10 protein-coding genes are annotated in these 11,169 nt (G+C 39.5%); 3 read left to right on the top strand and 7 right to left on the bottom strand.

Features of this window, described 5'->3' with window-relative positions; genetic code table 11:
* Positions 1-3: 3 nt before the first annotated feature.
* From K8P03_RS04190 to K8P03_RS04175, 4 genes are all read right to left on the bottom strand, one after another.
* Entirely contained in the window at positions 4-330 is a 327-nt protein-coding gene (locus K8P03_RS04190) for a PTS lactose/cellobiose transporter subunit IIA (protein WP_223418570.1), read from the bottom strand.
* A gap of 13 nt (positions 331-343) precedes the next feature.
* Complete coding sequence (lacB, locus tag K8P03_RS04185; RefSeq protein WP_223418567.1) at positions 344-874, bottom strand: galactose-6-phosphate isomerase subunit LacB; 531 nt, start codon at positions 872-874, stop codon at positions 344-346.
* Between the two features lie 11 nt (positions 875-885).
* Entirely contained in the window at positions 886-1,338 is a 453-nt protein-coding gene (locus K8P03_RS04180; protein WP_223418565.1) for an RpiB/LacA/LacB family sugar-phosphate isomerase, read from the bottom strand.
* A gap of 189 nt (positions 1,339-1,527) precedes the next feature.
* Positions 1,528-2,439: an N-acetylglucosamine kinase gene (locus tag K8P03_RS04175; protein WP_223418562.1), complete on the bottom strand. Its 912-nt coding sequence runs from the start codon at positions 2,437-2,439 to the stop codon at positions 1,528-1,530.
* A gap of 463 nt (positions 2,440-2,902) precedes the next feature.
* Here K8P03_RS04175 and K8P03_RS04170 point away from each other — a divergent pair, with 463 nt between their 5' ends.
* The 3 genes from K8P03_RS04170 (at position 2,903) to mglC (ending at position 6,584) form a co-directional block, all read left to right on the top strand.
* Positions 2,903-3,982, top strand: a complete 1,080-nt coding sequence (locus tag K8P03_RS04170) for a galactose ABC transporter substrate-binding protein (RefSeq protein WP_223418560.1) — start codon at positions 2,903-2,905, stop codon at positions 3,980-3,982.
* Positions 3,983-4,044: 62 nt separating this feature from the next.
* A complete protein-coding gene (locus tag K8P03_RS04165) occupies positions 4,045-5,541 on the top strand; it encodes a sugar ABC transporter ATP-binding protein (protein WP_223418557.1) in 1,497 nt (498 codons plus the stop codon).
* 8 nt (positions 5,542-5,549) lie between these two features.
* Positions 5,550-6,584, top strand: coding sequence for a galactose/methyl galactoside ABC transporter permease MglC (gene mglC / locus K8P03_RS04160; RefSeq protein ID WP_223418555.1), 1,035 nt, complete (start codon positions 5,550-5,552; stop codon positions 6,582-6,584).
* A 295-nt stretch (positions 6,585-6,879) separates the two neighbouring features.
* Here mglC and K8P03_RS04155 read toward each other — a convergent pair whose 3' ends face one another.
* The 3 genes from K8P03_RS04155 to K8P03_RS04145 are packed head-to-tail and all read right to left on the bottom strand — an operon-like array spanning position 6,880 to position 11,163.
* Positions 6,880-8,229, bottom strand: coding sequence for a citrate/2-methylcitrate synthase (locus K8P03_RS04155; protein WP_223418552.1), 1,350 nt, complete (start codon positions 8,227-8,229; stop codon positions 6,880-6,882).
* A 1-nt stretch (position 8,230) separates the two neighbouring features.
* Positions 8,231-9,229, bottom strand: coding sequence for an isocitrate/isopropylmalate dehydrogenase family protein (locus K8P03_RS04150; RefSeq protein ID WP_223418550.1), 999 nt, complete (start codon positions 9,227-9,229; stop codon positions 8,231-8,233).
* A complete protein-coding gene (locus K8P03_RS04145; RefSeq protein ID WP_223418547.1) occupies positions 9,226-11,163 on the bottom strand; it encodes an aconitate hydratase in 1,938 nt (645 codons plus the stop codon). Before K8P03_RS04145 ends, K8P03_RS04150 begins: the two co-directional genes overlap by 4 nt.
* Between the last annotated feature and the right edge of the window lie 6 nt (positions 11,164-11,169).

The following is an 11,169-nucleotide window of genomic DNA, read 5'->3' as shown; positions in this document are numbered from 1 at the left end:
CTTTTATTTTTTATAAATTTCACAAATATCGTAAACAATATCCTTAAGGAGCATAGTAGTCATTAGGTGGTCTTGAGCGTGAATCATGATAAAGCCAATTTCAAGATCTTTTCCTTGGGCCTCTAAGGCTAACATCTCTGTTTGCTTAGCGTGGGCTATGTTTAGGTTTTCTTGAGCGTCTCTTACAAGGCCGTCAATTTTGTCAAATTCACCTTTTTTTGCACATTTGATTGCTTCTAGTAGAGAGCTTCTTGCATCTCCTGCGTAGGCTACGATTTCAAAACCAATCATACCAATTTCTTGTCTTGTTAAATTCTTTTCGCTTGTCATTTTTTACTCCTAATTAATCGTGATATTCGCCTCTGTCCCATTTTTCAATAAATTCTGTGAAAAATTCTGGGTTTGCAACTTGTTTTTCTTTATCCTCTTTATAGGATTCTTCGATTGCCATTATCTTTTCGATTATTTTTTCCCTTTCAGGGCTTTCCTCGTATTGAGTTTCTAGGAATCCATCTACGATTTCAAGAGCCAAGTCTTTTCCAACAATCATTCCGCCAAAGCCTATTACATTGGCATTTAATTCTCTTTTGGCTGCTCTTGCTGTTTCTACATCCCTTACTAGGGCACATCTGGTTCCAAAAGCCTTGTTTACAGCTGTTGTTATTCCAACTCCTGTACCGCAAAGCACTACTCCTAGTTCACATTCACCGCTGCCTACAAGTTCGCCGACTCTTTTGCCGTAGATTGGGTAGTGGGTTCTGGTGTTATCGTAGCATCCTACGTCGTAAACTTCGTGGCCTAGACTCTTAAGATGGTCTGATACCTGCATCTTAAGACTTGTTACAATATGATCGCATCCTAAAGCTATTTTCATAAAAGACCTCCTTAAAGCATTTTGTTTAGCATATCAATTCTTATTTGGTGACGACCACCGTCATAACCGTGGGATAAGAATGATCTTAAGCATGATTTGGCAAGTTCTTCGCCAACTATGGCTGAGCCCATAACTAGGATTCTTGCACCGTTGTGTCTTTTTGTCATGAGGGCTGATCTTTCTTCGCTAACTTCTGCGGCAATCATTCCCTTGTGTTTAGAACAAGCCATGTAAGAACCTGCTCCGTACTTGTCGATAACCACGCCTACTGATTGGTCATCAGAGCCTGATGTTAACATGCCATCAACTTCAAGTAGCTTTTGGCATACGGCCTTGGAGCTATCAACTAGGTCAAAACCTTCTTCTGTGAGGTCTTCATAGTCGTAGCCAAGTCTCTTTACTTCTTCAACTAGGGCATCTTTTAGCCCTTTACCATCCATATCGGATGCTAGAAATACTTTCATACTGCCTCCTTATATTTTTTACGCACAGCTTTTCAAACAAGAAATCTAAGCCAATTTCAAATGGTTTTTCTTTTTATTCTCAAAACTTAATTGAAATTGATGTTTGTTTGTGTTTTCTTTTTATCGTTTTTGTTCACTTTCAATATACAAGCTTATAATTTTTTGTCAACACCTTAATTGCAATATTTGCTAATTTTCTTTAGAAAACTTCTTAGCAAGGATTAGAGCGCCTTGGGTTGGGTCTGCGTATGGTTTTACTAGTTCGATATTTGGATCTAAATATTGTTCGATTTTTCCTATTAGTTCATCCCCTAGATTAAAGACCCCGCCTGAATAAGAAGCTAGGACTTTTCCTTCAAAGTCTAGCTGTTTTGCCAAGGTATTTATGGTTAAGGCTGCCTCGTATCCAGCTTTGTCTATTAATTCTAGGGCACACTCGTCTTTGTTTTCCAAGAGTTTTCCTAAAATTTTGCTCACTGCCGCTAGCTCATCCCTGGTCATGCCTTCTGCCATTGGGATTATTTCAAAATCATCATCGATTTTTAGTTCTTCTTTAATTAGATCATAGAGCATAGTTTTTGGGATTCTGCCGTCACTTTGTTTGGTAAAATAATTTATGAGTCTAAGACCGAGGTAATATCCACTTGATTCATCAGAAATGAGTGGGCCCCAGCCGCCACACCTTAGGGAATTTCCCTTATCATCAAGGCCAAAACCTATTGATCCTGTACCTAAAATTAGGTTTATACCTGGCTTTGCGTTTAGGGAACCTGCCCAAGCATTTAGGCAGTCGTTGCCGACCTTGAAATTACCTGTCCCTAAAATTTCCCTTAGGCTCTGGTCTATAAAAGCTTCGTCTTCTGGATATTGGCCATAGCCTGGAACTGATACAAAAGTGTAAGCAATGTCCTTATTTGTGATCACCACTTCTTTTGTAAGGACTTCTACAGCATTTTTAATTCTCTTTTTAAACTCGTCTCTAGATATTTGGCTTAAGTGGATTGTGCCTTCTTTGTGGAGATAAGTTTTTCCATCTTTTTCTAGGATAAAGGCTGTTTTTGTGCCTCCGCCGTCTACTCCTAAATAAATTTCCTTACTCATCTTGCCTCCTTGTGTTCTTTTATGTTTGTTTTTGTTTGGCTCTAGTATATACCTATACACCGCTCTTGTCAATAAAACGTTTTTTATTTCTATTTATATAATAAATACCCAAAATTTAAGAATTTAAGAGATTTTTTATAGTCTATTTTTAATTTACGGAAAAAGTTTTTTTTAAAAAATTTTCCCTTTTATTAATTTTTTTAATTCTCAATCTTAATGTTGCATTTTTCCCTAAAATTAGAACTTTATTAGATATTTTATATATCTTTTTACCCTGAATTTTTACCTAATTTTCTAAAAAAATTCTGTTTGTTATTGTCAGAAAGTGTTGACAGAAATTTAGAAATAGGTTATATTTAAATTACGATAGCAAATAAAAAACGTTTTGCTAGATCGGGACGATTCCTAAAACAATCATATTAGAATAAGGAAATCGTTATTATAATATTCACAGGAGGGAATTATGAATATTAGAAAATTTGCAAGCTTAGCATTGGTGATGGCTTTATCACTTGGTATTACCAGCTGTGGTTCAAACAAACCAGCTGAAGAAGGCAAGGAAGAAGCTAAAGTAGAAGAAAAAGCTGAAGAAGGCAAAGAAGAAAAATCAGACGGTAAGACTAAGAAAATAGCTGTTCTTCTTTACAATGGTTCTGATACCTATATCGCTTCTGTTCGTCAACAACTAGAAAAACTTGACGCAGAAGACGACTCTATAGAACTTGTTTTCCAAGATGGTCAAAACAACCAAGGTACACAAACAGACCAACTTAACAACGTTATAGCTCAAAACGTTGATGGTATCCTTCTTAATATCGTAGATATTTCTGCAGCTCCAACAGCTATGGAAACTATCAAAGCAAGCGGCATTCCAACAGCATTCTTTAACAGAGATATGACTGAATCTATGACAGAAGAAGACCTAAAAGAATTCTTATTCATCGGTACAGATGCTCCAGAAGCTGGTAAAATGCAAGGCCAAATCCTAACAGATCTTTGGAAAAAAGGCGACATGGATAGAAACGGCAACGGAGTTCTTGACTATGTAATGCTTAACGGTGGTCTTGATAACCCAGAAGCTCAAGCAAGAACAGAATATTCTGTAAAAACTCTTGAAGAAAACGGCATCAAAGTAAACGAAGTTGCATTCCAAGATGCTAAATGGGATACAGATAAGGCTAAAACAGCTATGGATACATGGCTACAAACTAACCAAGATAATATCGATGCAGTTATCGCTAACAACGATGGTATGGCAATCGGTGCTATCTCAGCCCTACAAGCAGTTGGTATGAACACTGGTTCTTCTGAAGACAACATGGTAGTTGTAGGTGTAGATGCTACAGACCTTGCTGTTGCAGAAATCAACAAAGGAACAATGTCTGGTACTGTAAAACAAGACGCTGAAGGTATGGCAAAAGCTCTTATCGTAACAATGAAAAACAAACTAGGAAATGGCGACTTTATTGACGGTACAGAATACAAGCTTGGAGCAGATAAAAAATCAATCAGAATTGATTATCAAATCTACACAGGTAAATAGTAGTTTATTATTCAGAGGCATTGGTTTTTTCCTTGCCTCTGAATTATTATAGAGAGGAAGATATGAGTAATTTATTAGAAATGAGAAAAATTACCAAAACCTTCCCAGGTGTCAAGGCCCTAGACGAGGTAGACTTCTCCCTAGAGAGAGGCACCGTCCATGCCTTGATGGGAGAAAATGGTGCAGGTAAATCTACCCTCATGAAGTGCCTCTTTGGCATATATACTCCAGATTCTGGTGAAATCTATATAGACGGCAAAAAGGTCTCCTACAAGGACCCAAAAGACGCCCTAGATAGTGGAGTTGCCATGGTTCACCAAGAATTAAACCAAGTATCTATGAGATCTGTCGCTGAAAATATCATGCTTGGCAGGTTTCCAAACAAATACGGAATCATAGACCACAAAAAAATGAAACAAGAAACCCAAGACCTCTTTGACAGGCTTGGCCTAAACTTTGACCCAAAAAAGATAATCGGCAAGTATTCAGTTGCAGAAAGACAGCTTATTGAAATAGCAAAAGCTGTTTCCTATGACGCCAAAATCCTAGTTTTAGACGAGCCAACCAGTTCTCTAACAGAATCTGAAGTTGACAAATTATTTGAAATTATAAACAAACTTAGGACCCAAGGCGTAGGAATAATCTACATCTCCCACAAGATGGAAGAAATTCTTTCTATTTCTGACTTTGTAACAGTCATGCGTGATGGTAAATTCATCGATTGTAAACCAGCAAGTGAACTTAGCAAGGACGAAATAATCAAACTAATGGTTGGTAGAAAGATTGACGCTACAAGCCTAAAGACTGACGAATATATAAAAGATGAGGTCATGCTCGAAGTTAAAAACCTTTCAGGCAAATATAAACCAACCGTCACAGACATAAGTTTCACCCTACAAAAGGGCGAAATCCTCGGAGTGGCAGGCTTAGTTGGTTCTAGAAGGACAGAACTTGTTGAAACAATCTTTGGCCTAAGACAGAAGGAATCTGGTCAAATTTTCATTCACGGCAAAGAAGTACAAAACAAGGACCCAATCGAAGCAATAAAAAACGGCTTTGCCCTTGTTACAGAAGAAAGAAGGGCCACAGGGATCTTTCCTTATGCAGCAATCAGGCTAAATGCAACCATAGCCAACATCAAAAAATATTCAAAACATTCTATAGTAAGCGATAAGGCCCTAAAAGAAGACACTGACAAGGTCATAGAATCAATGGAAGTTAAAACTCCAAGCCAATCAACCAAGATTATGAATCTTTCTGGTGGTAACCAACAAAAGGTAATCATTGGCCGCTGGCTTTTAACTGACCCAGACGTCCTCCTCTTAGATGAGCCAACCCGTGGTATAGATGTAGGGGCCAAATACGAAATTTATAAGCTAATAGGCGATTTGGCCAAGGAAGGCAAGTCAGTAATCTTTATCTCATCAGAAATGGCGGAACTTCAAATGGTCTGCAACCGAATTATGGTAATGAGTAATGGTAGACTTGCTGGCATAGAGAAAAACGACGAAAACTTGACCCAAGAAAAGATAATGGCTTTACAGGCTAAGTATGTATAGGTGATAAAATGGAAAAAACAGAAAATAAAAAACCTTTTAATTTTAAAGAGTTTATGTTAAACAACGCTCTGATCATCATAATCGCCGCTCTTATTATCGGCATAATTATCGTTGATCCGACCTTTATAACCAATCCGAAAAACATTCTAAACATCCTATCCCAAACCTCAACCAGGCTCTTTATAGCCCTTGGTACAGGTGGTCTATTAATCCTTGCAGGTACAGACCTTTCAGCAGGTAGGATAGTAGGATTTACTGCGGCTATAGCTGGTGCCCTCTTGCAGTCACCTGGCTTTGCCCAAAAATTCTTCCCAAATATCCAAAATCCATCAATCATAGTTGGACTTTTGGCTGCAATCGCAATCGGCGCCATCTGCGGAGCTATAAACGGTTTTGGAGTAGCCTATCTTAAACTCCACGCCTTTATTTCATCCCTAGGTGTTCAGCTTGCAATCTTTGGTATTCTCCAATTATTCATAGCGGCTAACCCATTTGGACCACAACCAATCGGTGGTTTTGACGAAAGATACGCCAACCTCGTAAGGGGCGGCTTCCATATACCAGGCACTGACCTTCAATTTCCTTACCTCATAATCTACGCTGCCATAGCATCAGTAGCTATGTGGTTTATCTGGAATAAAACAGTCCTCGGCAAAAATATGTTCGCCGTAGGTGGCAACCCAGAAGCGGCCGAAGTATCTGGTATCAACGTAACAAGAACCATTATGATAGTCTTCTTAATATCTGGTATTATGTACGGCCTATCAGGTTTCCTTGAAGGACCAAGGCTCGGATCTGTAACATCAACCACTGGTGATGCCTACGACCTAGACGCCATCGAAGCCTGTCTAATCGGCGGAGTTTCCTTCTCAGGCGGTATAGGAACAATCCCAGGAATCGTACTTGGATCAATAATCCTCCAAGTAATTAACTACGGACTTTTATACATAGGTCTTAACTCCTATGTACAAATCATAATCAAGGGCATCCTAATCATCTTAACAGTAGCCCTTGATACAAGAAAGAGAATCAAGAAAAAATAGACCCTCCCGAGAAAGGCTAATAAGTGGTTACTATCCCCACTTAAAGGCCAAAAAAGAGCGAAGATAAACTTCGCTCTTTTTAATTTTATTTGATTTTGAAAATAGACTTAAGAGAAGAAAAGCAATAGGCAAATACAAAAGAAAAAAATATTCCTTCTGGCCCAAATTCCTTATAAAGTCAAAGTCCGTATTTATTTTAAAGCTTGATTGTTCTAATAAATCTCTCTAATTATTCTCCCTTATCCCCTAGCATTATTTAATAAGAAAAAAGTGTGCCCTAAGACATACTTTTTTCTTATCTTTGATCCAAATTTATGTATTCTTTTCTCTCGCTTAAGGACTTATAGGCAGGTCTGATTATCTTTTTGTCGGCGATTTGCTCTAGCCTGTGGGCTGACCAGCCAACTGTCCTTGCTATGGCAAAGATTGGTAGGAATAATTCACGGGGGATTCCTAGCATATCATAAACCAAACCTGAATACAAATCGACGTTGGAGCATGGTGGGTAGGCCCTGTTGAATTTTTCTTGAATCAAGTTTTGGCCGATTTTCTCAATGTTTTCTACAAAGGCAAAATCTTTTTCTCTACCTTTGATTTTCGCCAAATCTCTGGCCTTTTCTTTTAGCAAAACCGCTCTCGGATCGGAAAGTGTGTAGACTGCGTGACCTAGGCCATAGATCAAACCCTCGCCGTCAAAGGCTTTTTTGTCCAAAATCTTTTCAAGATATGCTTTTATCTCTTCCTTATCTTCCCTGTTTTTGACATTTCCTTTGATATTATCAAGCATCTTTGCCACTTTAATGTTGGCTCCTCCGTGTCTTGGTCCTTTGAGGGAAGCAAGACCCGCTGCCATGGCCGAATAAGAATCAGTTCCCGATGATGATACTACGTGGGTTGCAAAGGCAGAATTATTTCCGCCACCGTGCTCAGCGTGGATTATTAAAAGCAAATCGAGGATGGCCGCCTCTTCCCTTGTGTATTTTTGATCTGGTCTTAGCATGGCTAGGATATTTTCTGCTATAGATTTTTCTGGGTCGGGATTGTGTATAATCAGCGATTTCTTATCAAAATTGTGGATTTTTACCTGGTAGGAATAAATCGCAATCAAAGGCATCTTGGCAATTAGCGATAGGGCCTGGCCCAGGACATTTTGGGAATCTGTCCCGTCAGGATTTTCATCATAGGTATAAAGGGCCAGCATGGATCTCATCATCTTGTTCATGATATCCGCTCCAGGCACCTTCATTATGGTATCTTCTATGAAATATGGAGGAAGATTTCGATTTCCAACTAAGATTTTTTTAAAATTTGTTAATTGGTTTTCATTTGCAAGCTTATCAAAAAGCAAAAGATAGATGACCTCTTCAAAGCCAAGCCTGCCGCTTTCTTCTATGTCGCGGACCAAACTTGTCAAAGGATAACCCCTGTAGTAAAGCTCGCCATCAGCCGGGATCTTTTCCCCGTTATTGATTTGGTAACCACAAACGTCACCGACCTTGGTCACTCCAACCAAAACTCCAGTTCCGTTTTTATTCCTAAGGCCCCTTTTGATTGAATATTTTTCGTAAATTTCCTTATCAATCCTTGTAGCCTTTTCGATTTCTCCAGCATAGGCCCTTAGTTTTTCTTCTAAATTCTTATCCATTTTAATTTCCTATATTGCTAATAATGGCGTCTGTTATGCCGGTGGTGGTGTTTTCTCCGCCCAAGTCTCTGGTGTAGTTTTTCTTATCTGCCAGGGTCTTGTAGATGGCACTTCTGATTTTTTCTGCATTTTCTTTTTCATTTATATCGTCAAGGAGAAGGCACAAGGTCAAAAGCATGGCAATAGGATTGGCGAGATTTTTGCCCGCTATATCTGGAGCAGAACCATGGATAGATTCGTAAATTGCAATATCTTTTCCCTTGTTTACCCCAGGCATAAGACCCAGCCCACCAACAAGACCTGCACCCAGATCTGATAGAATGTCACCGTAAAGATTTTCTGTCACAAGGACGTCAAAACGACCAGGATTCATGACCATTTGCATGGCTGTATTGTCAACCAAAAGCTCTTCAAATTCTATATCTGGGAATTTTTTAGCGACTTCTCTTCCAACTTCAAGAAAGAGCCCGTCGGAAAGCTTCATAATATTGGCCTTGGTAATAATGCTCACCTTTTTCCTGCCCTTTTCTCTAGCAAATTCAAAAGCTTTCTCAATAATTCTCTGAGATTTTTCCCTGGTGATAACCTTGATAGAATGGGCTTCGGCAGGAGAAATTTGCTCTTCGATGCCGGCGTAGAGGTCTTCAGTATTTTCCCTAAAGATAACCATGTCCACACCGTCAAATTTTAGTTCAAGAGGGCCTGGGGCCTTGATTGGCCTGATGTTGGCAAAGAGGTCGAATTTCTTTCTGAGTTCCACATTTATAGACCTAAAGCCGTGACCAATCGGAGTTGTAATTGGGCCCTTGATAGCAATTTTGTTTGCCTTTATGGAGTCAAAAAGCCTTTGGGGAATATAGACCCCTTCCTCTTCAAATACAGAAAGTCCTGCGTTTATTTCCTCAAATTCTAGGTTGATTCCAAGGGCTTGCACAACTTTTTCCATAGCTGCTGTGATTTCTGGCCCGATTCCGTCGCCCCTTATCAGTGTAATTTTCATTTTTCCTCCAAATCTAGGTTCTTAGCGTAGTTTAAATATCCGCCTTCAAGGAGAATTTCTTTTTCCCTGTCAGAAAAATCTCCCTTTAATTTTATTTTTATATTTTTTGTAAGATCTTCTAGGATAAATTCCCCAATTTCGATAGAATCTTCCATGTTAGAAATTTTTATGTCATCGTATTCGGAAATTTTTTCATAATCACTTTCGTCTTCAAAAACTAGTGGCAAAATTGCGTTATTTATGAGGTTTGACCTGTGGATTCTCGCAAAAGACTTGGCCACAACAGCCTTGATTCCTAAGAACAAAGGAAGTAGGGCGGCGTGTTCTCTGGATGAACCTTGGCCGTAGTTTTCGCCTGCGACAATTATTCCTCCACCATTTTTCTGGCACCTGTCCTTAAAATCGTCTATTTTTGTTGTGAAAGCAAAGTTTGACAAGTATTCAATATTTGACCTAAATGGCAAAAGATGAGCATTTGATGGGCAAATATCGTCGGTAGTTATTCCATCTCCAGCCTTGTAAACTACTTTTTTGTCTATATCAGCAGCCTTTTCTGCCTTTGGGAAAGGCTTGATATTCTTGCCTTTGATAGTTTCCTTGATTCTCTTTGATAAGTCTTTTTCAGGCCTTATAAAATAGGCGTCTGTATGGTTAAAGCTTACATTTTTGTCAAAATCTTCTTCATAGTCAAGTTGGCTTGGGTCTGCAATGTAGCCTAGGACAGCACTTGCCGCACAAGTTTCAGGGCTCGCTAGATAAATTTGTGCATCCATAGTTCCAGACCTGCCCTTAAAGTTTCTATTAAAAGACCTTAGGGAAACACCTCCAGACCTTGGCGCCTGGCCCATACCAATACATGGCCCACAGCCAGATTCAAGGACCCTTGCCCCCGCCTTAATCATAGTCGCAAGGGCTCCGTTTTCGGAAATTTTTTCTAGAATTGTCGCAGATCCTGGTGAAATTACAAGTGACACGTCTGGGTGGACCTTCCTACCATCAAGGATTGCTGCCACCTTCATCAAATCCATATAGGAGGAATTTGTGCAAGAGCCGATGGCTACTTGGTCTAGTTTTATCTTGCCAAGGTCTTTGACCTCTGAATATTGGTCGGGAAAATGTGGTTTGGCCACAGCTGGCTTTATTTCTGCCAGGTCAACTTCTATTGTATCATCATAAAAAGCGTCAGGATCGGCTGAAAGTTCCACATAGTCTTCTTCCCTGCCCTGGCTTTTTAGGTAGGCTTTTGTGTTTTCATCTGATGGGAAAATCGAAGTGGTCGCTCCAAGCTCAGCCCCCATATTACAAATTGTAGCCCTATCTGTCAAAGAAAGGGACTTGATACCTTCTCCTGTGTATTCCATTATATAGCCTGTCCCGCCCTTGACGGTGAGTTTTCCCAAAATATAAAGGATAACATCCTTGGCGTTAGCCGCAGGATTTAGGGAGTTTATTAGATTTACCCTGAAGATTTTTGGAACTTTTACAAAGTAAAAACCCTTGGCCATAGCAACAGCCACTTCAAGACCACCTGCCCCTATGGCTAGTTCTCCCATACCTCCTCCTGTTGGAGTATGGGAGTCTGAACCAAGAAGGGTATCGCCAGGCTTGGCAAATTGTTCAAGATTGACTTGGTGACAAATACCTCCGCCAGCCTTTGAAAATGTTATGCCAAACTTACCTGCAGCAGATTTTATAAATTCGTGGTCATCAGCATTTTCAAAACCTGCCTGCAAGATATTGTGATCAATATAAGCAACAGAATTTTCTGTCGCTACATTTTCTATATCCATTGCCTCAAGCTGGAGATAGGCCATAGTCCCTGTAGAATCCTGGGTCAGGGTCTGGTCAATTTTTATAGCAATCTCTTTACCAGGCTTAAGCTCTCCCTTTAATAAGTGATTTTTTAATATTTTCATAGCTAATGATAAGCCCATATATGT

It is taken from the genome of Anaerococcus murdochii, from assembly GCF_019957155.1.
Taxonomy (GTDB): domain Bacteria; phylum Bacillota; class Clostridia; order Tissierellales; family Peptoniphilaceae; genus Anaerococcus; species Anaerococcus murdochii.
Note: the sequence above shows the minus strand (reverse complement) of the source record. Positions and strands in the feature narration are given on the sequence as shown.

What these genes read in the sequence shown, in the direction of transcription:
- K8P03_RS04190 (WP_223418570.1), bottom strand. Translation starts at nt 330, where the DNA reads ATGACAAGCGAAAAGAATTTAACAAGACAAGAAATTGGTATGATTGGT.
- lacB (WP_223418567.1), bottom strand. Translation starts at nt 874, where the DNA reads ATGAAAATAGCTTTAGGATGCGATCATATTGTAACAAGTCTTAAGATG.
- K8P03_RS04180 (WP_223418565.1), bottom strand. Translation starts at nt 1,338, where the DNA reads ATGAAAGTATTTCTAGCATCCGATATGGATGGTAAAGGGCTAAAAGAT.
- K8P03_RS04175 (WP_223418562.1), bottom strand. Translation starts at nt 2,439, where the DNA reads ATGAGTAAGGAAATTTATTTAGGAGTAGACGGCGGAGGCACAAAAACA.
- K8P03_RS04170 (WP_223418560.1), top strand. Translation starts at nt 2,903, where the DNA reads ATGAATATTAGAAAATTTGCAAGCTTAGCATTGGTGATGGCTTTATCA.
- K8P03_RS04165 (WP_223418557.1), top strand. Translation starts at nt 4,045, where the DNA reads ATGAGTAATTTATTAGAAATGAGAAAAATTACCAAAACCTTCCCAGGT.
- mglC (WP_223418555.1), top strand. Translation starts at nt 5,550, where the DNA reads ATGGAAAAAACAGAAAATAAAAAACCTTTTAATTTTAAAGAGTTTATG.
- K8P03_RS04155 (WP_223418552.1), bottom strand. Translation starts at nt 8,229, where the DNA reads ATGGATAAGAATTTAGAAGAAAAACTAAGGGCCTATGCTGGAGAAATC.
- K8P03_RS04150 (WP_223418550.1), bottom strand. Translation starts at nt 9,229, where the DNA reads ATGAAAATTACACTGATAAGGGGCGACGGAATCGGGCCAGAAATCACA.
- K8P03_RS04145 (WP_223418547.1), bottom strand. Translation starts at nt 11,163, where the DNA reads ATGGGCTTATCATTAGCTATGAAAATATTAAAAAATCACTTATTAAAG.